The organism is Capnocytophaga gingivalis, from assembly GCF_002302415.1.
GTDB classification, from domain to species: Bacteria; Bacteroidota; Bacteroidia; order Flavobacteriales; family Flavobacteriaceae; genus Capnocytophaga; species Capnocytophaga gingivalis.
Genome location: NZ_CP022386.1, coordinates 164551 through 188300, shown reverse-complemented (window position 1 = coordinate 188300; position 23750 = coordinate 164551). Strand labels below are relative to the sequence as shown.

Annotated in this window: 24 protein-coding genes; 13 read left to right on the top strand and 11 right to left on the bottom strand. The window is 40.0% G+C overall.

Going from position 1 to position 23750, the window contains the following annotated elements:
• Nucleotides 1-21: 21 nt before the first annotated feature.
• The 10 genes from CGC50_RS00975 to lon all read right to left on the bottom strand — a co-directional run bounded on the left by CGC50_RS00975 (nt 22) and on the right by lon (nt 12052).
• Nucleotides 22-2133, bottom strand: coding sequence for a glycoside hydrolase family 97 protein (locus tag CGC50_RS00975; RefSeq protein WP_095909317.1), 2112 nt, complete (start codon nt 2131-2133; stop codon nt 22-24).
• Nucleotides 2134-2198: 65 nt separating this feature from the next.
• Nucleotides 2199-2660, bottom strand: a complete 462-nt coding sequence (locus CGC50_RS00970; RefSeq protein WP_095909316.1) for a hypothetical protein — start codon at nt 2658-2660, stop codon at nt 2199-2201.
• Nucleotides 2661-2702: 42 nt separating this feature from the next.
• Entirely contained in the window at nt 2703-3248 is a 546-nt protein-coding gene (locus tag CGC50_RS00965) for a hypothetical protein (RefSeq protein WP_095909315.1), read from the bottom strand.
• A gap of 73 nt (nt 3249-3321) precedes the next feature.
• Nucleotides 3322-5067, bottom strand: a complete 1746-nt coding sequence (locus CGC50_RS00960; RefSeq protein ID WP_095909314.1) for an ABC transporter ATP-binding protein — start codon at nt 5065-5067, stop codon at nt 3322-3324.
• 2 nt (nt 5068-5069) lie between these two features.
• Entirely contained in the window at nt 5070-6545 is a 1476-nt protein-coding gene (gene rpoN, locus CGC50_RS00955; RefSeq protein ID WP_095909313.1) for an RNA polymerase factor sigma-54, read from the bottom strand.
• Between the two features lie 24 nt (nt 6546-6569).
• Complete coding sequence (locus CGC50_RS00950; RefSeq protein WP_002669750.1) at nt 6570-7037, bottom strand: hypothetical protein; 468 nt, start codon at nt 7035-7037, stop codon at nt 6570-6572.
• 216 nt (nt 7038-7253) lie between these two features.
• Nucleotides 7254-7706 carry a DUF2750 domain-containing protein gene (locus tag CGC50_RS00945; protein ID WP_002669717.1) on the bottom strand — a complete coding sequence of 151 codons (453 nt, stop codon included), beginning with the start codon at nt 7704-7706 and terminating at the stop codon, nt 7254-7256.
• 41 nt (nt 7707-7747) lie between these two features.
• On the bottom strand, nt 7748-9082 hold the full coding sequence (ffh, locus tag CGC50_RS00940) for a signal recognition particle protein (protein ID WP_095909312.1): 1335 nt from the start codon (nt 9080-9082) through the stop codon (nt 7748-7750).
• A gap of 74 nt (nt 9083-9156) precedes the next feature.
• Nucleotides 9157-9453, bottom strand: coding sequence for a sll1863 family stress response protein (locus CGC50_RS00935; RefSeq protein WP_095909311.1), 297 nt, complete (start codon nt 9451-9453; stop codon nt 9157-9159).
• Nucleotides 9454-9568: 115 nt separating this feature from the next.
• The gene (lon, locus tag CGC50_RS00930; protein ID WP_095909310.1) at nt 9569-12052 is read right to left on the bottom strand and encodes an endopeptidase La; all 2484 of its coding nucleotides are present in this window, start codon (nt 12050-12052) and stop codon (nt 9569-9571) included.
• A gap of 335 nt (nt 12053-12387) precedes the next feature.
• On the opposite strand from lon, the gene CGC50_RS00925 reads away from it, so the two are divergent.
• From CGC50_RS00925 to CGC50_RS00895, 7 genes are all read left to right on the top strand, one after another.
• Nucleotides 12388-13323, top strand: a complete 936-nt coding sequence (locus CGC50_RS00925) for a DUF6268 family outer membrane beta-barrel protein (protein ID WP_095909309.1) — start codon at nt 12388-12390, stop codon at nt 13321-13323.
• A 96-nt stretch (nt 13324-13419) separates the two neighbouring features.
• A complete protein-coding gene (locus CGC50_RS00920) occupies nt 13420-14010 on the top strand; it encodes a porin family protein (protein ID WP_095909308.1) in 591 nt (196 codons plus the stop codon).
• Between the two features lie 259 nt (nt 14011-14269).
• Entirely contained in the window at nt 14270-14905 is a 636-nt protein-coding gene (locus CGC50_RS00915) for a porin family protein (RefSeq protein WP_002679268.1), read from the top strand.
• Nucleotides 14906-14998: 93 nt separating this feature from the next.
• Nucleotides 14999-15586, top strand: a complete 588-nt coding sequence (locus tag CGC50_RS00910) for an outer membrane beta-barrel protein (protein WP_002670232.1) — start codon at nt 14999-15001, stop codon at nt 15584-15586.
• Nucleotides 15587-15606: 20 nt separating this feature from the next.
• Nucleotides 15607-16686: a sensor histidine kinase gene (locus CGC50_RS00905; RefSeq protein ID WP_002670164.1), complete on the top strand. Its 1080-nt coding sequence runs from the start codon at nt 15607-15609 to the stop codon at nt 16684-16686.
• Nucleotides 16683-17375 carry a LytR/AlgR family response regulator transcription factor gene (locus tag CGC50_RS00900; RefSeq protein ID WP_002670225.1) on the top strand — a complete coding sequence of 231 codons (693 nt, stop codon included), beginning with the start codon at nt 16683-16685 and terminating at the stop codon, nt 17373-17375. The genes CGC50_RS00905 and CGC50_RS00900 overlap by 4 nt, the downstream gene beginning before the upstream one ends.
• Before the next feature lie 13 nt (nt 17376-17388).
• Nucleotides 17389-17829, top strand: coding sequence for a hypothetical protein (locus tag CGC50_RS00895; protein ID WP_002670184.1), 441 nt, complete (start codon nt 17389-17391; stop codon nt 17827-17829).
• 21 nt (nt 17830-17850) lie between these two features.
• Here CGC50_RS00895 and miaA read toward each other — a convergent pair whose 3' ends face one another.
• Nucleotides 17851-18762 (bottom strand): tRNA (adenosine(37)-N6)-dimethylallyltransferase MiaA, encoded by a 912-nt coding sequence (gene miaA, locus CGC50_RS00890; RefSeq protein WP_002670285.1) that lies wholly within the window; start codon nt 18760-18762, stop codon nt 17851-17853.
• A gap of 210 nt (nt 18763-18972) precedes the next feature.
• Here miaA and CGC50_RS00885 point away from each other — a divergent pair, with 210 nt between their 5' ends.
• The 6 genes from CGC50_RS00885 (at nt 18973) to CGC50_RS00860 (ending at nt 23745) form a co-directional block, all read left to right on the top strand.
• Nucleotides 18973-19587 carry a hypothetical protein gene (locus CGC50_RS00885; RefSeq protein ID WP_040360347.1) on the top strand — a complete coding sequence of 205 codons (615 nt, stop codon included), beginning with the start codon at nt 18973-18975 and terminating at the stop codon, nt 19585-19587.
• Nucleotide 19588: 1 nt separating this feature from the next.
• Complete coding sequence (trmD, locus tag CGC50_RS00880) at nt 19589-20263, top strand: tRNA (guanosine(37)-N1)-methyltransferase TrmD (protein WP_002670153.1); 675 nt, start codon at nt 19589-19591, stop codon at nt 20261-20263.
• Between the two features lie 18 nt (nt 20264-20281).
• Nucleotides 20282-21421, top strand: coding sequence for an AAA family ATPase (locus tag CGC50_RS00875; protein ID WP_002670158.1), 1140 nt, complete (start codon nt 20282-20284; stop codon nt 21419-21421).
• A gap of 6 nt (nt 21422-21427) precedes the next feature.
• A complete protein-coding gene (gene ftsY / locus CGC50_RS00870) occupies nt 21428-22381 on the top strand; it encodes a signal recognition particle-docking protein FtsY (RefSeq protein ID WP_002670265.1) in 954 nt (317 codons plus the stop codon).
• Nucleotides 22382-22390: 9 nt separating this feature from the next.
• The gene (locus tag CGC50_RS00865) at nt 22391-22771 is read left to right on the top strand and encodes a hypothetical protein (protein ID WP_002670209.1); all 381 of its coding nucleotides are present in this window, start codon (nt 22391-22393) and stop codon (nt 22769-22771) included.
• 68 nt (nt 22772-22839) lie between these two features.
• Nucleotides 22840-23745, top strand: coding sequence for a hypothetical protein (locus tag CGC50_RS00860; RefSeq protein WP_002670263.1), 906 nt, complete (start codon nt 22840-22842; stop codon nt 23743-23745).
• The last annotated feature ends 5 nt before the right edge of the window (nt 23746-23750 follow it).

The window sequence follows — 23750 nt, the reverse complement described above, 5'->3', positions numbered from 1 at the left end:
TTGATCATTATTTTTTAATCTTTAATAATTGATCATTATTGCATATCCTCCACCACGAGCGGCTTTCAGGGTTAGCTTGGTTTTAGCATTAACTTTTTTCTTAGTGATTGTATAGGCTTTGGCATTGTTTTGGAAGTCAGCCTCAGGAGCATCTGCATAGATCGTAGCCTCATATACATGTCCTTTGTCCAAGAAATCTAAAGAAATTACAGATGTATGTCCATTCTCATTACTAGTATTGCCTACAAACCAATTATTACTATGCTTATCCTTACGAGCAATGGTAATATATTGTCCTGGTTCAGCTTCTAGATAAAGACTTTTCTGCCAATCTACAGGTACTTTTTTAATAAACTCGAAAGCATCTAAGAATTTTTCATAGTTTTCAGGAAGATCTGCGGCCATCTGTAAGGGACTATACATGGTTACATATAAGCCTAATTGCTTAGCCAAAGTGCTACTGAGCTTATGAGGGTTTTGGGGATTGACCTTGGAGATATCTGTTTCGAAGATACCAGGAGTATAATCCATAGGGCCTCCTTGCAGACGAGTAAAAGGAAGGATAGTTGTATGGAAAGGCTTTATAGTTTCTAAAGCTTCATACTCTGTACCACGAGCGGATTCGTTGCCTATGAGGTTAGGGTAAGTACGGCATAGCCCTGTAGGACGTATAGCCTCATGAGCATTGACCATTATTTTATGTTTGGCAGCCTCTTTAATGGCATAAAGGTAGTGATTTACAGCCCATTGTCCATAGTGGTATTCTCCACGAGGGATGATACTGCCTACATAACCACTTTTTACAGAATTATACCCATAATCATTCATGAGTTGATAGGCTTTTTCCATGTGGCGTTCGTAGTTGCGTAAGGAAGCTGAGGTTTCATGGTGCATCATCAGTTTTACGCCTTTACTATGAGCATAAGCATTGAGCCCTTTGAGGTCGAAGTCAGGATAAGGAGTCACAAAGTCAAAGACATAATCCTTGGAATTGTCGAACCAATCCTCCCAACCTATATTCCAGCCCTCTACAAGGACTTGGTCAAACCCATGTTGGGAAGCAAAGTCAATATAGCGACGTACTTTCTCATTATTAGCAGCATGGGTGCCATTGGGACGGGCTTTGGTGTAATTCACCTTGTCTAAATCAATAGTAGGAAAATCATTGGTATAAGCCCAAGAAGACTTACCTGTAATCATTTCCCACCATACCCCTATATATTTAACAGGTTTTATCCAAGAAGTGTCGGAGAGTGCACAAGGGTCATTGAGGTTCAGGATAAGGCGGGAGGCTAAGATCTCACGAGCATCATCACTGACCATTATAGTACGCCAAGGGGTATGACAGGGAGTGTACAGATACCCCTTATCTCCCTTAGCATCAGGGGTAAGGTGTGATTGGAAGATTAGGTGTTGCTCGTCTAAGTTCAGGTGCATACAGGGATAATTCACCAGAGCTGCCTCATGTAGGTTGATATACAAACCATCTTGGCTCTTGAGCATGAGTGATGTCTGCACTCCAGTAGGGGAGAAGGGAGTCTGACATACATTCTTAATCACTGCCTGAGGCATAAGACTACGTATCTGGGAGAGCTTACTCTGGGTATAGTCATACTCTTGGGTATCGTAATCTCCTGGAATCCACCAAGCGGTATGGTCACCTGCCATGGCAAACTGACTTAGTTCCTCAGCAATCACAAAGTAGGTGAGCTCCTTTTGCTCAGGAAATTCATAGCGGAAACCAACTCCGTCATTGTATACACGAAAGCGTAGATTCATCTTTCGGTGAGTAGTGTTTTGTTCCAGAAAGACACATAACTCATTGTAGTGATTGAGGATATCACTTTCCTCCCCCCACACGGGGCGCCATGTTTCCTTGAAAGTAGTTCTTTTACTATCAACTACCTTAAAATGAGCGTTGAGAGATTCCCCCTTTTTCAAGAGAAAACCTAAAGTGCTTTCCTTGATTACAGATTTGTTCTTATAGCTAATCTTATAAGAAGGAGTACCTTCTTTAGTAAGAGAGAAGGAAAGAACTACTTTTCCATTGGGAGAAGCCAACTCCTGTGCTTTCACAGGAGAAAATGTATAGGCAAATAGCCATACAGACAAAGTTAAAATAAATGATTTCATGTTAGTTTTGAATTTTTCGTTTATCCTATAACCAAGTTTCCTCACTTGGTTGCATTTTTTGCTTTTCACTCTTCATTTTTCACTTCCTTAATTTTCTCTATCTCTTCGTTCGTTACTTTTCTCTCTTCGTCTTTAACAGAGATAAAGTACAGACAACTTACAGCCCATCCCAACCAGAAGAGATAGAAACCAAAGTGAAACTTAGCTTTCATCACTTTGTGCATAGTGTGGGAGAAATCCCAATAGGTAGCCCCCGCCCCTAAAATTCCAACAAGGAGCAATATCCAAGCCACTTTTTTAGCAGAGGAAAGGCTCATTGCCTTGCGTACTCCATAGAGTAGTGCTAAAAGTAGGCACTGTACAGCAAAAAGCAATAAGGCAGTCTTCCACCAAGAACGGAATACTAAGAACTGTCGGTACATAGTATGAATACCAATACGTCCCAACAATGACATTTGGGTAATAAGAATACCAGAGACTACCGAAATAAGCCCTTGAAAGAGCAATATGGAGGTACTTTTTTTCATTTTCTAAGGAAAAAGATTTATAAAATTACTAGGAATAAAGGGTTACTTAGAGAGTGTCCATCCCTCTTTTTCCCGATATTTGGCTTTATACTTCTTCTGAATAAAATCCTGTCCACCTGCTTTTTTGTTAAGAAAGCTAAAAGGAGTTTCTTTTTTCAATAATGTAGCCGTAATGGTAGCTGTTTTCTCTCCTTTTTGTTCTACAGTCACCTCGTCGGAAAGCGTGTACTCAAGGGTTTTCACCTTGGCACGTGTTTCTTTCAGTTCTATGATGTAAGGGAGTGCCTTATCTGTACACTTGATATTGACTACCCACACGCTATCATTGGAGAGCCATTTCTTTTTCATCTTTATTTCTTCCAGAGAAAGATAGTCCTCGTCCTCCAAACGTTTAATTTGTTTAATTTTCTCTCCATCTTTTTGGGTACGCAGCTTCACCTCTCCCAGAGTGATGTAAGCAGTTTCATACAGAGGTTTGCCCTCAAGAGATTCCTCTACCAAGTCCTTAGCTTGAGAGGGAGTAAGCTTGCCATCAGAGCAAGCCGTAAGGCTTAAAAAAGCCACTAAAAGAATAATGTATTTTCTCATTGAACTTTAATTTAGGTGTTAGGAGTTAGGAACTGAATATGAGAGGAAGACACCTTTCATTCTTCACTTTCCTTTACTCAACTACTTGGGTATCATAGTAATTTCGATATTGTTCATTCTCTTGGTATAGTTTGGCATGGGTACCTTCACCTATGAGTTGTCCTTGGTCTAAAAATAGGATATAATCAGCATTTCGAGCTACCGATACACGGTGGCTAACAATAATACGAGTGGTTTGCTGGGCTACTTGTGAGAGATTCTGAAGAATCTTTTCCTCCGTATCAGTATCTACCGCTGAGAGACAGTCATCAAAGAGGTATATCTGAGCTTCCTTGAGCAAAGCTCTGGCTATGGATACTCGTTGACGCTGACCACCACTAAGGGTAATACCTCTCTCTCCCAGTACTGTTTGGTAATTATCCTTAAAATCCATGATATTGTCATGTACTTGTGCCAGCTTGGCCACTTGAATAACTTCGGCTTCACTTGCTTGAGGTTTGCCAAACTTAATATTGTGTGCTATCGTATCCGAGAAAAGGAAACAATCCTGAGGAACGACAGAGATGGACTTTCTCAAATCATTAAGATTCAGCTCTTTAATATTTCTTTCATCTATAAGAATCTGTCCCTGTTCTACATCATACATACGAGTAATTAGCTCTAATATAGTTGATTTTCCAGAGCCTGTACGCCCTATAATAGCGATACTTTTTCCCTTAGGAATATGAAAAGAAATATCCTTAAGTGCTGTCACTTGGGTATCGGGATAAGTGAAAGTGACATGATCAAAACGTATATCTCCAAAAATAGGAGTAGAAGAGAGGCAAGTATTTTCTATATGAGGCTTCTCCTGTAGAAACTCGTTGATACGTCCTTGTGAGGCTTCCGCTTGTTGGACAATATTACTTACCCAACCTACCGTAGCCACTGGCCAAGTAAGCATCATTACATAAATGGTAAACTCGGTAATAACCCCGATAGAATCAATCTCTCCCTTGATATACAAGCGTCCTCCTATAAAAATAACAAAAATGACACTAATACCAATAAGAAAAATCATAATAGGAAAAAACCAAGCTTGTATCCTCAATAGTTGCAAATTCTTCTTACGTCCCTCCCTACTGAGTGCTTTCATACGTTCTTGGGTAGGAGTTTCCAAAGCAAAAGCTTTGATCGTCTGAATCCCAGAAAAAGTCTCCTGAGAGAAAGAAGAAATATCCGATAGAAAGCGCTGTACCTCAAGGGTTTTTACATTGATTTTTCGGCTAATAAAGTATACCAATACTGCTAATATAGGCAAAGGTAACAATGCATAAGAAGCCAAAGTAGGGGAGGTATAGAACATCAGCGGAATACTACATAAAAAGAGAGTAATTGTCTGTACACTATACATCAGTGCAGGGCCAGTATACATACGTACCTTTCCTACATCTTCACTGATACGGTTCATCAGATCACCAGTGCGATGTTGCTTATAGAACTGCTGAGAGAGCACTTGATATTTCTGATATACCTCATTCTTCATGTCATACTCTATATAACGAGATACATTGATAATAAGCTGTCTCATCCAAAAGGTAAAAAAACCTGAAAGTAGGGTAGCTCCTATGATAACCAAACAATATAGTAGGAGATCACTCCCTATACTTTTTTCAGAAGTAGGCGAAGCGAGATAATCCTCTACTGCTTTAATGGCATATTGCACACTTTTAGGCATGACCAAAGAAAAAAGTCGCGCAATAATGGTAATGAGTACCCCCCAGATAAGCTGCTTGCGGTATTTGTAAAAATATTTGTTTATGTAGGTTAAGTGTTTCATTCTTATAGTTCTTTTCTAAGACGCGCCACCGGTATATCCAATTGTTCTCGGTACTTGGCAATAGTGCGGCGTGCGATGGGGTAGCCCTCCTGCTTGAGTAGCTCCATGAGCTTATCATCGGTGTAGGGCTTGCGCTTATCCTCTCCTTCAATAATAGTTTGGAGAATCTTCTTGACTTCATGGGTAGAGATATCCTCACCTTCGTCATTCTTAATTGCTTCTGAGAAGAAAGCTTTGACAGGCTTGGTACCATAGGGTGTACTGACAAATTTGCTATTAGCCACACGTGATACAGTGGATATATCCATACCTATACTCTCAGCTATATCTTTGAGAATAAGAGGCTTTATCTTAGTCTCATCACCAGTTAGGAAATATTCCTTCTGGTGGAGCATGATGGCATTCATAGTGACCAATAGGGTATTCTGTCGTTGCTTGATAGCATCGATAAACCACTTAGCTGCATCGAGTTTTTGTTTGATAAACTCAACCGCTTCTTTCTGTTTTTGTTTGTCCTTCTCTGCTGAATCACGATAAGTTTTGAACATTTCAGTATATTCCTGAGAGATATGCAACTGGGGGGTGTTACGACCATTCAGGGACAGTTCCAATTGACCATCATTGACCGTAATAGTAAAGTCAGGTACTATCTGTTCAGAATATTTTCCTCCTTCAGAATAAGAACTCCCGGGCTTGGGATTGAGCTTCTCTATCTCTTGAATAACCTCTTTGAGGTATTCTTCAGAGATATCATACCGCTGAGTGAGCTTATCATAATGCTTCTTACTGAAGAGATCAAAATTTTCCTCAAGAATACGAATGGCCAATTCAGTAATAGCTGTTTGAGGCTTGTGCTTGAGCTGAATAATAAGACATTCTTGTAGGCTACGGGCGCCAATACCTGCGGGTTCCATTTGGAAAATGACTGTCTTCAGTACACGCTCAACCTCTTCTTCTGTAGTATATAAGTTTTGGGTAAAAGCCAAGTCATCAGCTATATCACGCATAGAACGGCGTATATATCCGTTGTCATTGATACTCCCGATAAGGAATTCGGCTATATCATGCTGCCGTTCATCCAGACGGAAAGTACTGAGCTGATCTAAGAGGTACTGATGGAAAGAGAGTTCCTCACGATAGGGCTGCCCATATTCCTCATCAGAATTGTTATAACTATTGGAGTAGAGACGATAATCAGGTATCTCATCATCACTGAGATACTCATCTACATTGATAGCGTCTGCCTGTATGATCTGACTATCCTCAAAAGCCTCTTCACCTGTGTCAAAAGGATCTTCATAATCTTCTTCTTCGTCCCAATTCTCGTTGTCAGAAGGCTCCAAGGCAGGATTCTCATCTAACTCCTCTTTCACTCGTTGTTCAAAAGCTACAGTAGGGAGCTGTACGAGCTTCATGAGCTGTATCTGTTGTGGGGATAGTTTTTGGGTAAGCTTGAGTTGTAACTGTTGTTTTAACATAATTTGTTTTAAGAAAACGGTAGATTACAAGTACTGTAAACAGATGGTATTGTCCTTACAGTAGTCTATATTGATAGCTATAATCTCGTTTTTATCATTTACGACAATAGGAAAACGCACTAAAAAACGCTTGTATCGGGGCAAATACACATAGAACACTACTCCTTTTTCAGAAGTGAGTATATCTGAAGCCCTATAATTCCCAGTCTCTCGACTGATGAGATCCAAGGCCTCTTCGGAAGAATAGATTACAAAATCATGATTTTGCAACTGATTCTTTAGAACAGAGAACACCTGGCTGAGCTTAGCCATACCTCCTTCTTCGGGGGGTATGATCTTAGAAATCTTGAGCATAGGATATAGTACAGGATAATCTTCCTCGGAGGTATTGATCACAGCCTCTATAAATCGTTGAGCTGAGGCTTTCTGAGCTTCTTGTGCTTGTAGAGCGAAGCAAAACAATATACTGACTAAGGTGAAAAAATTTTTCATATAACAGTACTATTACGATTAATAATGCGCAAGTTACTGCTTTTTTTTAAATAAACAAGAAAAAAAGTGAAATTTAACATTCTTAATAAGTAGACTAAATGTCCTTTTGTTTCCAAGAGTATTCGCTCTACAAAAAATCCGATAGGCATCAGGAACACCTATCGGAAAAATCAAATAATTATGAAAAACTTAAATCTTTATGAATAAAGCACTTTTCTATTCTTCTTCTAACTCTTTGATATACTCTTTAATATCTCCAAGGGAGGAAAAACTGTTAAAGGTAAGTTTCACGTCATTAGCTTCGACTTCTTCAATAAGGGAGCTCAAAAGACGCAAAGGAGCTTCTTCATAGCCAAACAGAGTACTGTCAAAGTCTATACCAGCTACTATATCCTCCTGAGCCATACCTAAGCACCAATTTTCCATAAATTCAGCTAAAGGAATCTCACTAAGGTGATACCCCTCCCATTCTTCTTGTTTGCAGTTTTCGGCACCTTCTTTGTCTGACCAGAAAGCAAGGACTCCTACTTCTTCATCATCCTCTGTGGTAAACTGAGAGGATATACAAGAAGCAACATATTCTTTCTCATCCTTAAGACAATAGACAACACCTTTGGCTACTACCTCTCTTACAAAATGATAGTAACTATCTATTAATTCTTGTTGCATTTTTTATTACGTTTTGAATTTTATGTTTTAACTTTTGAATTTTACATTCTTGGCATGGATTGCATCATGCGCATCATTTGTTTGGCTCCTCCTCCTTGCATCATTTTCATCATTTTACTCATTTGGTCAAACTGCTTGAGAAGCTGATTTACCTCACTTATATTACGTCCACTTCCCTTAGCAATACGATTTTTGCGAGAAGTATTGATAATAGCAGGGTTGCTACGCTCCTCTGGGGTCATCGAATAGATAATCGCCTCAATATACTTAAAAGCATCATCGCTGATATCCAAATCCTTGACAGCCTTACCTACTCCTGGAATCATTCCCAAGAGGTCTTTCATGCTCCCCATTTTCTTAATCTGCTGTATCTGAGAAAGGAAGTCATCAAAACCAAATTGGTTCTTAGCGATTTTCTTCTGTAGTTTTCGTGCTTGCTCCTCGTCAAACTGCTCTTGAGCTCGCTCTACCAAGGAAACCACGTCGCCCATTCCTAAGATACGATCTGCCATACGTGAGGGATAGAAGATGTCAATAGCATCCATTTTCTCCCCAGTACCGACGAACTTGATAGGCTTGTTCACTACCGATTTGATAGAGATGGCTGCCCCTCCACGAGTATCCCCATCGAGCTTGGTAAGCACTACTCCATCGAAGTTCAAAACATCATTGAAGGCTTTGGCTGTATTCACAGCATCCTGTCCAGTCATGGCATCAACCACGAAGAGTGTTTCCTGAGGAGTTACAGCATGGTGTATGTCCGCAATCTCCTTCATCATGTGCTCATCTACAGCCAAGCGCCCTGCAGTATCTATGATTACCACATTGTAGCCGTTACTTTTGGCATAAGCCAATCCTTTTTGAGCAATATCCACTGGGTTACGGTTCTCCTTCTCTGAGAAAACTTCGACACCGATTTGTTGCCCTACAATATGTAGCTGGTCAATCGCTGCTGGACGATATACGTCACAGGCTACCAACAGAGGTTTTTTATTTTTTTTATTTTTGAAAAAATTGGCTAACTTTCCAGAGAAAGTTGTCTTACCAGACCCCTGTAAGCCCGACATAAGAATCACAGAGGGATTTCCACTGAGATTTACTCCTGTAGCGTCGCCCCCCATCAGTTCAGTAAGTTCATCATGAACTATTTTGACCATCAACTGTCCAGGCTGTAGGGTAGTTAGTACGTTGGACCCCAAGGCTTTGGCTTTCACCTTGGCTGTGAACTCCTTAGCTATAGTATAGTTCACGTCGGCATCCAAGAGGGCACGGCGTACCTCCTTGAGAGTCTCAGCGACATTGATTTCAGTAATCTGACCATGCCCTTTGAGGACATGTAGCGCTTTCTCTAATTTGTTACTTAAGTTATCAAACATTTTAGTTATTGTTGTAGAGACGAATCTCCTAATTATTGTAAGGGCGAATAATTATTCGCCCTTACAGATTAAAATTAAAATAAATTTTTTACAGCATCGATACCTTTTTGAAGGAGACCTTCTGTATTACCAGAAAGAAGTTCATTGAAAGCCTTTTTAGCTTCTTCCCACTTATCTTCTGGAACACTTTTTAGGGCTTCAAACTTCTCTGTAAGCGCACTTTTGTTCTCAAGAAGTTTGTTAATTTCCTCTTGAGCTTTCGCCTTAAGGTCGCCACTTTGTAGTCCTAAGGACTCTGTTAAAGAGCTGATTTTCTCGGTAAGGGCACTGATCTTATCTTGTGCATCCTTTAGGAATTGTTCTTTATCCATAATCTATCTAAATATTATATTTTTAAAACGTGCAAAAATACACTGTTTTCACGAAATAAAACGCCAAATAATTGTTAATTGTTAATACCAATAACAAGGAGTAGGGAAGACACTCTTAACTTTTCACTTTTTCAAAGCTGAATTCCTTAGCATCTTTTACTTTTTCTTGTGTCACAGCCAGTTGCAGTACTTCCTGCATGTCTGTAACATAGTGAAAGGTAAGTCCTTCCAAGTACTGGGTTTTTATCTCATTGATATCTTTTTCGTTTTCCTTACAAAGGATAATTTCCTTGATACCGGCGCGCTTAGCCGCAAGTATTTTCTCCTTGAGTCCTCCGACAGGGAGTACTTTCCCTCTGAGGGTAATCTCTCCAGTCATGGCCAAGTTCTTCTTTACTTTCCTTTGGGTAAGTACAGAGAAAATAGAGGTAAGCATCGCGATTCCTGCACTGGGACCATCCTTAGGTGTTGCTCCTTCTGGAATGTGCATATGTATCTTGTATTGTTCGAAAATACGCGTATCCAAGCCAAACTGTTGAGCATGTGATTTGATATATTCCAAGGCTATTGTTGCTGATTCCTTCATCACAGTTCCTATATTTCCCGTGATAGAAAGATCTCCACTACCTTTGGAGAAAGTTGATTCTATAAAGAGAATATCTCCCCCTACACTTGTCCATGCCAATCCAGTAACTACTCCTGCTACTTCATTGTCCTCATACTTGTCATGTTCGGAAGGGATACCGAGTATCTTACGGATATCCTCAAGAGATATCTTAGGGTTATATTCTTCCTTCATCGCAATGGCACGGGCTATATAGCGCACTATCTTAGCGATTTGTTTTTCCAGATTACGCACCCCCGACTCTCGGGTATATCCCTCGATAATACGTTCTATCTCTTTCTTACCCAGTTGAATATGTTTGTCTATCATGCCATGTTCTTTAAGCACTTTAGGAAGAAGAAAATGTCGGGCTATTTCTACTTTTTCTTCGATGGTATATCCAGAGATATTGATAATCTCCATTCTGTCCTTCAGAGCAGGCTGTATGGTACTAAGATCATTAGCTGTAGCGATAAACATCACTTTGGAGAGGTCGTAACCAATCTCCAAAAAATTATCGTAGAACTCATTATTTTGTTCAGGATCGAGCACTTCCAGCATAGCTGAAGAGGGATCTCCTCCATAGCCAATGCTAAGCTTGTCGAGTTCGTCAAGGACAAAAACTGGATTAGAAGTGCCTGCCTTTTTGATTAGCTGGAGGATACGCCCAGGCATCGCTCCAATATAAGTTTTGCGGTGTCCACGTATCTCAGCTTCATCGCGCAAGCCTCCTAAAGCCATACGCACATACTCACGACCTAAAGCCTTGGCAATGGAGCGACCTAAGGAGGTTTTTCCCACACCAGGAGGTCCATAGAGACATAGAATAGGTGACTTCATATCATTGCGGAGTTTCAGTACTGCCAAATATTCTATGATACGGCGCTTAACATCTTCCAAACCATAATGGTCTTTGTCCAAGATCTTTTGGGCTTTTTTCAGATCAAACTTATCCTTGGAGTACACTCCCCAAGGCAAGTCTAAAAGTAAATCAATATAGTTACGCTGGATAGCATAGTCAGGCATCTGAGGATTTAGGCGCTGAAGTTTGGCCAATTCCTTATCAAAATGTTTTTGTACTTTCTCATTCCATTTCTTTTCCTTGGCCTGCTGTTTGAATTTTTCTATATCTGCCTCAAAAGACTCATTGCCCAATTCCTTTTGAATGGTCTGTATCTGCTGGTGAAGGAAATAATCCCGTTGTTGTTTGTCAAAGTCTATATGTACTTTCTTCTGTATCTCCTTTCTCAAAGAAGCCTTCTGTAGCTCTACTCCAAGATATTTGATAATAGTCCAAGCACGGGTAAGTAGACTATCCTGTTCTAAAATTTCCTGTTTTTCTGTCACAGATAAAGGAAAGGAAGAGGCTACATAGTTGAGTAAAAAGTAGTTGTTTTCTATATTCTGTATAGTAAAAGCTATCTCCTGATTTCCCTCAGGGAGTTCTTTGGCTAATTTTAAGGAAATATCCTTGACTACTTCTACCGAGGAGAGAAACTCTTGATCATCTTCCTTAGGAACGATTTCAGGAACTTCCTTTATCTTAGCTACTATATAAGGGGTGGTAGCTGTGAAAGATTCTATTTGGAAACGATCACGCCCTTGTACCAATATATGGGTTGTCCCCTCAGGGGTTTTCAATACCTTAATTATATGTGCTACTACTCCTATAGAATAGAGATTCTCTGGAGTGGCTTCTTCCTCATTGCTACGCTGACTGACTACCCCAATCAAGCGAGAATCACGGGCATCGTTAATCAACTCAAGAGCACTATCCCTGCGAATAGTGATAGAGGAGAGTGCTCCAGGGAAAAGTACCATATTCTTAACAGGAAGAATCGGGAGCTGCTCTGGGAAAGGATCTTCTTCCTCCTCGCTCTCCTCTTGGTCTTTGGAAACATCCTTAGCCATTTCTGACAAAGAGATAGGAATTACTTCCATGTGTATTTCAGGTTCTTCTTCCGAAGAAAAAATGTCAAAATTTCCTATTTTCATAAGTTTAGTTCCTTATTATTATGCAATACTGTCAGTTTGTCATACTCTCTCTATTTTTTTTACTACAAGAAAAAATTAACCTATTGGTTTTTAGTTATGTAGGTATTCGGGACAAACCGACCTGAGATATATAGGCAAGATGTATGCCAAAAATTAATGAGCTGTGAACAGTTTCCTCTTTTTTGGAATTAAGAGATAGTAATTCTCCATATCTTGGTACTTCACTCAATTTTGGTATAGTAAATTCTGCTTTTAGTATAGAAAACACCTTTTATTCTTCTTATAACTCCTTTTCTCTATACTTTTGCCACTGTAATACTTTAATCTTCATTACAGTGAAAGAAATATTTACCTTTATAACCCTCTTTTTGGGAGTGAATTCTTTTGCGCAAATTAGCGTAAAAACGGAATACATCAGCAATTCCAAATTCTACGATGCGGTAAGTGATAGCAATATAGGCGACGGCTCAGCGATGATTTACTCAGTAGGAGCTTTGGTGCCCCTTTCGATGAAAGCCCCTGAGGAAGACGACCCTTACCAGCGACCTACCCTGTGGGGCGTAGGGCTTAATGGTTCTTTTGTACAGATGTACAACCATCACTTCCCTATGGGAAAAGAACTTCCCTCGCAGGTGATGAACCTTGGGGCTACATTCCTGCATTTGCGTCCGTTAAAAGAACGTTGGTCTATGCTGATGGCACTCGGTGCAGGAAGTTATACCCCTGAAAATCGTCTTTCGTCTATTCATATGGGTGAAAATGTGGTAGCTAATGGCGCTTTTGTGCTTGTATGGCACTGGCGACCTAATATCGAAATAGGTGGTGGGGTGGCGCTGAACAATACTTTTGGGTATCCTATGGTGTTCCCTGCATTTTATTTTAAATACAACGGTGCTTTTAGCGATAAATTTACTATTGAAGTGGGGAGTATTGATGGGCTAAAAGTAGCCTTAGGGTATAACTACCGCGAAAACCTCGACTTTAAATTAATAGCTAATATGGGAGGTTATTCCGCTTACCTCAGGCGCAATGGAGAAAAGGAAATATTCAGTCAGCAGACTTTTGTTGTAGGATTGCAACCTGAGTTCAAGATAGGTAAACACGTGAGTATTCCACTTACTGTAGGAGGAAGTTTTATCCGTTCAGGGCGTTATAGAGAGCGCAAACTCAGTGCTATGTTTGCCTCAGAAGCTAAAAATGAAGACGGCAGTTCTCGCTCCAGTCAGTTCAATCCTGCTTTGTATTTTGCTGCTGGAGTCACAATTAAATAATTAACAATTAACAATTATTGAGTAAGTAAATTAGAGATTCCCTGAAAGCCCTGAGCTTCTCAGAGTTTCTCATAACTAATAAACAAATAAAAACAAATGAAAAAAATTATTATCTTAACAGCCTTAATAGCATTCACTGCTACGGCTACAGCACAAGTGAAATTTGGAGTGCGTGGAGGCTATACTTTGAGCCTCGTGAGTAAAAGTATTCACACCGACCGTTATGAAAACCAAGCTCATAGCGAATCAGCGAGTAGTTGTGGGTCGGCTTATGCAGGACTTACCGCTGAAGTGTCAGCCTCTGAAAAATGGTTCTTAGATATAGGACTTATCTATATCAATCAAGTAACCATAGGCGAAGGAAGTACTATGTTGCACAATATCAATTTGCCTATTGCAGTGAAATACGATATTTCGGGCTTCCGGCCTAAAGTAGGAATCTACGCCAGCTATATCCCTGGAGTTACTTCTTTTGAAGATGAGCATCGTTCACTTACTAAAAACGACCTTAAAAAATTCGACTGTGGGGCTACTTTTGGTTTGGAATACAACTTCTTTGATAGATTTTTTATAGAAGCTAATTTCAACTTAGGACTTGCCAATCTCCTAAAAGAAGACCCACGCCACAGTAGTGACTATTTGCGCACACGCTCTATCCTTGTAGGAGTAGGATATAGATTCAATTAACAATGAACAATGAATAATTAACAAAGTGTAGCAACAATAAGTACCTCTTTTGCGGATAGTCCCCCTTCGGGGTTGTCGGCAATTGCCGAGTAAGTGAGTCGGGGCTACTAACAATTAACAATCGGAGATTCCCTGAAAGCCCTGAGCTTCTCAGAGTTTCTCACAACTCAAGAGTCATAATTAAATAATTAACAATTAGAAATTCCCTGAAAGCCCTGAGCTTCTCAGAGTTTCTCATAACTAATAAATATATAAAAAAATGAAAAAAATTATTACCTTTGTAGCCTTGATAGCACTCACTGCTACAGCTACAGCACAAAATGAAAGTATGGGTTTTGGTATTCGTGGTGGAGGAAGCATCACCGGATACAATGGAAAAACAGAAGCCAATTATACCAATGTAAAATACAAAGCAGGGTATTACGTAGGTATTTTTAGTGATTCTCAGTTGCTTCCTTTCCTCGACTTGCGCACTGAACTACTTTTCAGTAGTTATGGAGCAAAATGGGAATTTACACAAGGAAATGAGAAATATTCCAACACCCTTCATACGCAATATATCAACCTACCTATCTTGGCGCGCCTTAAAATAGGTAATTTAGGTATTTTGGCAGGAGTTCAAGGGGGTATTTTGGTAAACAAACCTTCTCTTGAAAACACTTTCAACGGTCGTACTGTAAAACTCGACAGAAGTGATTTTGCTAAATTTGATTTTGGAGCAGTGGTAGGAGCTGAATTTAATGTAACCGACCATTTCCTTATTGATATTCGTTTCAATCAAGGATTGGTCAACGCACTTAATTCCTCTAATTCCTCTGTGAGAAACCTTAACATAAGCAGTAACAATAACTTTTTGAACGTTTCTTATACCTTAGGAGTGGGATACAGATTTTAATGAACAATAAACAATGAATAATTAACAATCGGAGATTCCCTGAAAGCCCTGAGCTTCTCGGAGTTTCTCATCACTAATAAACACATATAAAAAATGAAAAAAATTATTACAATTATAGCCTTAATAGCACTCACCGCTACGGCTACAGCACAAGTAAAATTTGGCGTCCATGCGGGTGCTGGAATTGGATTGATGAGCAAAGATGTTCACGACGACCGATATGAAGGACAAAACAAAACGGACAAAGAGCCTTTTAGCACCTCTTCTTATGGTGGTTTCTTTGTTGAAATCCCTGCTTCTGAGAAATTATTGTTAGATCTTGGGGCAATGTATACCAATTATTCCACTATAGGAAAGGGAAAAACAATGCTTCACAGAATTGATGTGCCTCTGGCTATCAAATACGATATCAGTGGGTTACGTCCTAAAGTAGGAGGCTATGTGAGTTATATACCTGGGGTTACTTCTTTTGAAAACAAATACCGTTCATTAACCAGAAAGGATATTGAAAAATTTGACTATGGGGCGCTCTTCGGTTTGGAATACAACTTCAATGAAAAGTACTTTATAGAAACCAATTTCTATTTAGGATTAGCCAATCTCCTCACCAAAGATCCTCGCCACAGTAGTGACTATTTGCGCACACGCTCTATCCTTATAGGAGTAGGATACAGATTTTAATGAATAATGATTAATGGTTAATGAATGAAAATCCATACATATTTTTAAAGAATAATTTCTTCTTGCAGTTCCTTATTGCCGATAGATTTCGTATCTATCGGCATATTGTGGCTTGTAGCTCATTATTGCTATTTTTCATACTGGGCAGACAATGGGGTGATTACGAAGGAATGATAGATTATTGGGATTGGATAGAGAAATGGCTGGGGATTACTGCTACTTTTTACCTAAATATGTATGTGCTCATTCCGCGCTTTTTCTTCAAAGGGAAGCTCGCTACCTATATCATCCTCCTTACGCTATGGGTACTTTTTATGTTGGGCTCTACCTATTATCTCAATTTTGTACTATGGAAAGACTATATGATTGGGAAAGAAATCAAAATAGCATCAGAAATTCCTGTTTCTGTAGCAATTTTTTCTAGTATGGTATATATAGTACCCTTTATAATGACTTCTACGCTTATCAAAATCTTTCAAGTATGGGTAAAAGATAGCGAAAGAATGCAAGAATTGGAGCGACAAGCCACCGAAAGTGAACTGCAAGCCCTAAGAAGCCAAATACAACCGCATTTTTTGTTCAATATGCTCAACAGTATCAACACGTTGTTGTATATCGACCCCGAAAAAGCCTCTTATACCATTACAAAACTATCCGATTTCTTGCGACATTTGCTGTATCAAACGCACGAAGAACAGGTTTTTCTCAGTTCGGAACTGCGTTTTTTAAACGATTATCTCTCTTTGGAAGCAATGCGTCGCGATGATTTTACTTATGAGCTTACTTACAGCGAAAAAAACCTACAAGGCATACAAATCCCCCCTAATATTCTGCTTATCTTAGCTGAAAATGCCGTAAAACACAGTGTTGACACCCTCTCCCCTACTTATATTTATATGAAATGTGAGGAAAAAGAAGGGCTTCTACACTTTTCAGTACGCAATTCGGTACCTTTAGAGCCTCATCGCAAACACAAGTGTAGTGGCATAGGCTTACCCAACCTAAATCGGCGATTGGAATTGCTCTATGGCGAGCGTTTTAGCTTGTCGCAAGAGCGTTTGCCACAAGAATATATAGTAACCTTAACTTTGCCCTTATGAATTGTTTGATTATAGACGACGAACCTTTGGCGCGTATCGGGATGGAGCGCCTCATCAGGCAATACAGCAACTTGAAGGTAGTAGGCACTTTTAAGAATGCGGTAGGTGTTACCGATTTTTTGAAAAAGAACGAAGTGCACTTGCTTTTTTTAGATATCGAGATGCCAGGAATCAACGGTTTGGAACTGGCTAAAATCCTACCCGAGCAAACACTCGTTATCTTCACCACAGCCTACAGTCAGTATGCTTTAGAGAGTTATGAGGTAGATGCCCTTGATTATTTAGTAAAACCCATCACCCCTGAGCGTTTCAAAAAGGCTGTTGCCAAAGCCGAAAGTTATCACCAGTTGCTCTCTGAGCAAAAAACTGACTTAGAAGCGACCGATGCCCAATATATCAGCATTCGTGCGAACCGGCGCAATTATCGTATTGCACACAGCGATATCCTCTATATAGAAGCATTAAAAGATTATGTGATTATCCACACCTTCACCGACCGCTACATCACGTGGATTAATCTAAAAAACATACATAGCCAGCTTCCTGAATCGGTATTTGTACGCGTCAATAAGAGTTATGTAGTGAATACACAACACATTACTTCTTACACCCACCAGTTTGTATATATAGGGGATACCGAAATTCCTATCGGTAGAACGTATGAGGTTATTGAGAAATTAACACATTAATTATTAAGAAATCATGTCTTCTATTTCTTTATTACTCTGTAGAGCCCTTATGATAGAATTTGTAGTTATTCTCCTCTCTTTATTGGGAGTAGGCTCATTATTTTTTGGTATAGAAGCCTTGGGTATTATAATAAACTTTTTTATCTTTATACTTGTAGGGGCTATCTGTTGTATTCCTATAGCTATAGGGATAGGAGAATACTTGAGTCGCAGTAACAAATTTCTTATCAAAAAACTCCCATTAGGGATTCTCCTGATGCTTTTTTTCTACTCCTTTGGAGTCTTTTCAAGTATTACTATAATTTCTATTGGACAAGGAAAAGGTTTTGTATCTATGGAAGAACTCTTAGAAGTGATTGCCTTTTCTCTTCTTTTAGGTGCTTTTCCAAGCTTTGGAGTAGGGATATGGTTGGATGGAAAACTACTTGCTATGATTAAGCCTCCAGAGGAATAGCCGTAGGGCAGGGGAGAGCGCTTATGCCTTGCTTAAGAGTTGAGTCTCTATCCTTTCAATGATTTTTCCTCTGTCTTCCTTATAGTCAAACCACTGAATATCCTCAGATTTCTTAAACCAAGTAAGCTGTCGCTTGGCAAAGCGGCGGGTATTCATTTTGGCATTCTCTATAGCCTCGGCAAGGGAGACCTTTCCCTCCCAAAAATCAAAGAACTCCCGATACCCCACTGTCTGTAGGGCGTTGAGATGACGGTAGGGAAGAAGGCGCTCTATCTCCTGCAGGAGACCTGCCTGAAGCATCACTTCCATACGCTGATTGATACGCTCATAGATCACCTCCCGCTCAGCAGTAAGACCTATGGAAATCACTGAAAAATCCCGCTGAGTGCTTTTCTGTTGTAAGTAGTAGGAATAAGGATAGTCTCCACTGAGGCATACCTCCAAAGCACGTATGATACGCTGAGGATTTTGCATATCTACCTTAAGGCAATAGGTAGGGTCTAGTGCCCTTAATTGTTCTTGTAGTACCCCTATTCCTTTTTCCTTATATAAAGCATTGAGAGATTCTCTCACTCCCTCTTTGATGGGTGGAAATTCATCCAATCCTTTGAGGATTACATCGTTGTATAATCCACTACCCCCAACCATGATCACAAGTTTTCTCCGAGCAAAGAGCTTAGGAAGCAGCTCCATAACCTCTCTTTCGAAATCACCTACAGAATAAGTGTCAAAAATACTCTTATGCTGAATAAAGTGATGTGGCGCTGTGGCCAATTCCTCACGTGAGGGGACGGCTGTACCTATGGACATCTCTCGGTAGAACTGTCGGGAATCACAGGAGAGTATTTCTGTCTTGAAGTGTCGGGCTAAGACAATAGCCAAGGCTGTTTTTCCTATGGCAGTAGTCCCTACTATATTGATTAAGAGATTCATGAATATATGCTTTCCAAGGCAGCAAAGGTATAAAATACATTCCTTATAAGCAAGGGGTAAAAGGAACAACCATCCTTATATAATTTCTTTCATTTTCCCTTAGCAGAAAACAAGAAAAGAAACAAATTTTTGTTAATAATGAGGGGTAAGTATTTTTATTGAGAAAAAAATAGTATTTTTGCCGTTGGAATAAAATATAACATAGAAAAAATGACAAAAAGAATGTTTATCATTTCTCTTGGGCTTTTAGCTCCTTTTTTTGCTACTGCTCAGGAAGAACAAACTACTCAACAGACTCCTCAAGAAAACGAAAAACAATATCCTGCTACCATAGAAGGGCAGTATGATCAACTGGTAGAAAAAGCAGGAAATTGGGAAAAGTATAAGCTTATCAAGAAGGAAAGTATCTACTCTTTCAAGCGCTTTATGCTCGATAGTCTCAAGGCTCAAAAACAGGTACTCCGAGAAAAGCTTGACACCATCAGCAGCCAATCCTCTCAGATAAAACAGCTCAACCAAAAAATCACTTCTTTGGAGAGTGACTTGGACAAAGAAAAAAATCGTAATAACAGTATAGAGTTCTTAGGAATGACCATTGAAAAGGGCTTGTATTCTGCTGTTGTATGGGGGATTATTATTATATTAGCAATATTCTTAGCTGTATTCGTATCCCGATTCTCTCGTTCTAATAGTATCACCCGTGGAGCACTAAAGGATTTAGAATCTCTACAAAACGAATATGAGGAATATCGCACCAAAGCTATAGAGCGCGAGCAAAAGGTTCGTCGCCAATTGCAGGACGAAATCAACAAACATCGTTCGTAAGATGCGTATTGACATTATAGCCGTTGTTCCCGAACTTCTCCAAAGCCCTTTCGAGCACTCTATTTTCAAGCGTGCAGTAGAAAAGGGCTTAGCTACTGTACACTTTCATGACCTCCGCCAGTATGGCTTGGGCAATTACAAACAGATAGATGATTACAGTTTTGGAGGAGGAGCAGGCATGGTACTGATGATAGAGCCTATAGACGCTTGCATTTCGGCTCTGAAGGCTGAGCGTACCTACGATGAGGTGATCTACCTTACCCCCGATGGTGAGACCCTAAGCCAGCCAATGGCCAATGCACTCTCTCTCAAGGAGAATATTATCATTCTCTGTGGCCACTACAAGGGGGTAGATCAGCGAGTGAGAGACCACTTTGTCACTAAGGAAATTTCCATAGGGGATTATGTTCTCTCCGGAGGCGAACTGGCCGCAGCAGTACTTTCCGATGCTATCGTACGCCTGATCCCAGGGGTACTCTCCGATGAGACTTCAGCGCTTACGGATTCCTTTCAGGACAATCTCTTAGCGCCTCCTATATATACCCGTCCGGCCGAATACAAAGGGTGGAAAGTCCCTGATATACTCCTCAGTGGCAACACTCCTTTGATAGAAAATTGGCGGGAAGAACAGGCTTATAAACGTACTGAGGAGCGCCGCCCCGACTTATTACAATAATTAGTGAAAAGATAATTAATGAAGATTTTAGAATCCAAATATTATAGAGCAATCAATATACTTCGTGTAAATGGAGATGATGAGATACAGCTCTATGACAAACACCGTTTTGCTAGTTATCGAAATCCTTATCGTATATTACTCAGTGATATACTCTGTGATATTTATTTGGAGGACGATGACCTTATCATATACAGAGATCAGTTACAACATTTCGAAAAATGTTCTGATTTTTACACTCTTAGCTATGCTTCCAAGAGTAACCGACTCTATGAGGATGAGGAATGCTATTACCACCCAGAATTGGAGGTTTTCTTACTCATATCCTACAATCTATCCAATGATTATGATAACGAACTATTCGAAGAGGGGATTTGTAAGGTGAACTATGTATATTATGAAAATAAAAATCCCAAAGCAAAGGAACATCTTACCACTCTTTTTGCAGAATACCTCCAGAAACACCAGTCTAAAAAGGCAAAAGTCTCTATTCTGCTAAAGAACCAGAACGGATTCGATCTCAAAACTCATATGATCAAGCCTTTTCGTATTGATTTCGAGCGAATGTATAATGATGATTTCTTGGAAATACACAATAGAGTAAAGAAGAGCATCACTGATGAAAACAAAGGGGTGGTTCTTTTCCATGGGATAGCAGGATCAGGCAAGACCAACTATATCAAGTGGCTCACTAGTCAGGTACCTAATAAAAAATTTATCTTTGTGCCTACCTCTATGATTGCTTCTCTGACGGATCCTTCCTTCATGGGAGTATTGATAGATCACAAAAACTCAGTCTTGGTTTTGGAGGATTGTGAAAACTATATAGCTGAGCGTACCGCTTACAATAGCAATACCGATGTAGTATCCTCCATACTCAACATTGCCGATGGTATGCTCTCCGACGTATTGGAGTGCCAACTGATCTGTACCTTCAACTCGGATATATCCAAGATTGATTCCGCCCTACTGAGAAAGGGACGACTCATAGCCGAATACAAGTTCAAGGAACTTACAGTAGAGAAATGTAACAGTTATCTCCGTTCTATAGGCAAAGAGCCCAACATAACCTCGCCTTGTTCCTTGGCTGAACTGACCAATATGGAAACAAAGGCTCTGAAAGAAGATACTAACAGCCCTAAAATAGGCTTCAAATAATAGACTATGAACTTTTTCAAGAAATTATTTTCCTCCGACAAGAAAGAAACCTTAGATAAGGGCTTGGAGAAATCAAAGACATCTTTTTTTGACAAACTCACCCGTGCTATTGCAGGAAAATCCAAGGTAGATGATGATATCCTTGATGAGTTAGAAGGGGTCTTGGTCAGTAGTGATGTAGGAGTAGATACCACCCTGAAGATCATCGAGCGTATAGAAAAGCGTGTAGCCCAAGAGAAATACTTAGGTACCAGCGAGCTCAATCGAATCCTTCGAGAAGAAATAGCTGCTCTACTTTCCCAGACTCAGCGTGGGGAGGAAGTGGACTTTTCTGTCCCCTCGAACAAGAAGCCCTATGTGATTATGGTCGTAGGGGTCAATGGAGCAGGGAAGACGACCACTATAGGAAAATTGGCTTATCAATTCAAGAAAAAAGGACTTAAGGTAGTCTTAGGGGCTGCCGATACTTTCCGTGCCGCAGCCATTGACCAGCTACAGGTATGGGCAGAACGTGTAGGTGTCCCTCTTGTAAAACAACAAACAGGAAGCGATCCTGCTTCTGTGGCCTATGATACCCTTTCCTCTGCTCTTTCCCAAGGGGCTGATGTGGTGATTATCGATACAGCTGGGCGCTTGCACAATAAGGTAAACCTTATGAACGAGCTAAGCAAGGTGAAGCGTGTGATGCAAAAGCTCCTGCCTGAGACTCCCGATGAGATTCTCTTGGTACTGGATGGCTCTACAGGACAAAATGCCTTTGAACAAGCCAAACAATTCACCTTGGCTACAGAGGTCAACGCTCTGGCTATTACTAAGTTGGATGGAACAGCCAAAGGAGGCGTGGTCATAGGTATTTCTGACCAATTCCAGATCCCTGTCAAGTACATAGGAGTGGGAGAGGGCATAGAAGACCTACAAGTATTCAACAAATACGAATTTGTCGATTCCTTCTTCAAATAAAAATCTTTCATGAGAAAAAGAGCGCATATAAGCCTTATCTGTCTCTCTTGTATGGTACTACTTAGTGCCATACGTGGGGGGCTTTTTTTCTCTTATTACCTTCTTTCTCCTAAGGAGTTTACAGCTCTTTTCTGTGAAAACAAAGCTAATGTACAAAAACATTGTGATGGGAAGTGCTTCTTAGCCAAAGTATCTTCGGACAACACTCAGGAACAGACCAATATCAAATTTGATTTTACAAAACACCAAGCTGAGGTTTTTTGTATGGAAATTCCTACATTTGAACCACTTTACCTTCCTGTTACTGAAAAGTCACTTATTTTTTATTATCATTTTTCTACTTATGAGACTATAGATAGTGAAACACTCAGACCGCCAGTTAACTGTTAATTATCAATTGTTAATGGTTAATTATTAGTGGTTAGGTATAACCCCTATATTCTTAAATTAGTAAAAAAATGAAAACTATACATATATTCCTTATATTCATAGCTATAGGGTTGTCCTCTTGTACAGTAGAGAAAACTCCTTTTGGCAATCGGCTCAACTTTACTTCTCGTGGAGAGCTACAAGAAGTGGGCTACTTCAAGAAAAATAATCACCTTATCAGCATAGAAGCTCCTGATGGCGAATTTCTCCGTGGTTACAATAAAATAGCGGTAAAGATTTCCACCTCCAATGAACAAGATGTTATCTCTGAGGTGACTTTTTCCCCTTCTCATAAGGACACAGAAGGCAATACCAAGTCTGTGCCTCATAGTCCTATACTTACTCCTTCTACAAAAAACAGATCCTTTGAAGGATTTGCCGTTTTTGATACTCCTAAGGATTATTCTGTGCTCAATGCCACCCATTCGGGAATCAAAACCCCTTGGGATATAGTCCTTACTTACAAAGTAAATGGTACAACTTATTCCTTAGAAACAAGCATAGAGGTCTTGGACACCCGCAACCCCAACCTGAATATGACCCAGTTTGTAGGGCGTGATGGCAAGCAATACTATATAGCTCTAACAGCTCCTGAAGTTCCTAAGGTGGCTGTCAACGAATTGATTGCAGGTATCTGGGTACAACAGTCCGATAGTACCTATACTGTGGCCAATGGCTATCTTTTGGAGCTTGACCCACGTATGCCTGGAGAGGATATGGGGAACCACTCTTCTCCTAACAACCAAGACCTACGCCAAGGAGCAGATGGCTTCTACCATGGGAAAGTAAATTATACCATGGAGGGCTATTGGACTCTGAACTTTATTCTCAAAGATGCCACTGGTCAGGTGATAAAAGGCACTCAAGTATCTCAAAGGGTACAAATGGGGGTCTTCGGTGAGCAAAGTGAACTTCATATCGATATTCTTTTCTAAAAAAC

Bases quoted from the DNA above. Each gene is read 5' to 3' on its own strand.
- CGC50_RS00905 (WP_002670164.1), top strand. From the start codon at position 15,607: ATGAATGAAAATCCATACATATTTTTAAAGAATAATTTCTTCTTGCAG.
- trmD (WP_002670153.1), top strand. From the start codon at position 19,589: ATGCGTATTGACATTATAGCCGTTGTTCCCGAACTTCTCCAAAGCCCT.
- CGC50_RS00975 (WP_095909317.1), bottom strand. From the start codon at position 2,133: ATGAAATCATTTATTTTAACTTTGTCTGTATGGCTATTTGCCTATACA.
- rpoN (WP_095909313.1), bottom strand. From the start codon at position 6,545: ATGTTAAAACAACAGTTACAACTCAAGCTTACCCAAAAACTATCCCCA.
- CGC50_RS00950 (WP_002669750.1), bottom strand. From the start codon at position 7,037: ATGAAAAATTTTTTCACCTTAGTCAGTATATTGTTTTGCTTCGCTCTA.
- lon (WP_095909310.1), bottom strand. From the start codon at position 12,052: ATGAAAATAGGAAATTTTGACATTTTTTCTTCGGAAGAAGAACCTGAA.
- CGC50_RS00915 (WP_002679268.1), top strand. From the start codon at position 14,270: ATGAAAAAAATTATTACCTTTGTAGCCTTGATAGCACTCACTGCTACA.
- CGC50_RS00920 (WP_095909308.1), top strand. From the start codon at position 13,420: ATGAAAAAAATTATTATCTTAACAGCCTTAATAGCATTCACTGCTACG.
- CGC50_RS00875 (WP_002670158.1), top strand. From the start codon at position 20,282: ATGAAGATTTTAGAATCCAAATATTATAGAGCAATCAATATACTTCGT.
- miaA (WP_002670285.1), bottom strand. From the start codon at position 18,762: ATGAATCTCTTAATCAATATAGTAGGGACTACTGCCATAGGAAAAACA.
- CGC50_RS00965 (WP_095909315.1), bottom strand. From the start codon at position 3,248: ATGAGAAAATACATTATTCTTTTAGTGGCTTTTTTAAGCCTTACGGCT.
- CGC50_RS00910 (WP_002670232.1), top strand. From the start codon at position 14,999: ATGAAAAAAATTATTACAATTATAGCCTTAATAGCACTCACCGCTACG.
- CGC50_RS00970 (WP_095909316.1), bottom strand. From the start codon at position 2,660: ATGAAAAAAAGTACCTCCATATTGCTCTTTCAAGGGCTTATTTCGGTA.
- CGC50_RS00945 (WP_002669717.1), bottom strand. From the start codon at position 7,706: ATGCAACAAGAATTAATAGATAGTTACTATCATTTTGTAAGAGAGGTA.
- CGC50_RS00885 (WP_040360347.1), top strand. From the start codon at position 18,973: ATGACAAAAAGAATGTTTATCATTTCTCTTGGGCTTTTAGCTCCTTTT.
- ffh (WP_095909312.1), bottom strand. From the start codon at position 9,082: ATGTTTGATAACTTAAGTAACAAATTAGAGAAAGCGCTACATGTCCTC.
- CGC50_RS00935 (WP_095909311.1), bottom strand. From the start codon at position 9,453: ATGGATAAAGAACAATTCCTAAAGGATGCACAAGATAAGATCAGTGCC.
- CGC50_RS00960 (WP_095909314.1), bottom strand. From the start codon at position 5,067: ATGAAACACTTAACCTACATAAACAAATATTTTTACAAATACCGCAAG.
- CGC50_RS00865 (WP_002670209.1), top strand. From the start codon at position 22,391: ATGAGAAAAAGAGCGCATATAAGCCTTATCTGTCTCTCTTGTATGGTA.
- CGC50_RS00895 (WP_002670184.1), top strand. From the start codon at position 17,389: ATGTCTTCTATTTCTTTATTACTCTGTAGAGCCCTTATGATAGAATTT.
- ftsY (WP_002670265.1), top strand. From the start codon at position 21,428: ATGAACTTTTTCAAGAAATTATTTTCCTCCGACAAGAAAGAAACCTTA.
- CGC50_RS00900 (WP_002670225.1), top strand. From the start codon at position 16,683: ATGAATTGTTTGATTATAGACGACGAACCTTTGGCGCGTATCGGGATG.
- CGC50_RS00860 (WP_002670263.1), top strand. From the start codon at position 22,840: ATGAAAACTATACATATATTCCTTATATTCATAGCTATAGGGTTGTCC.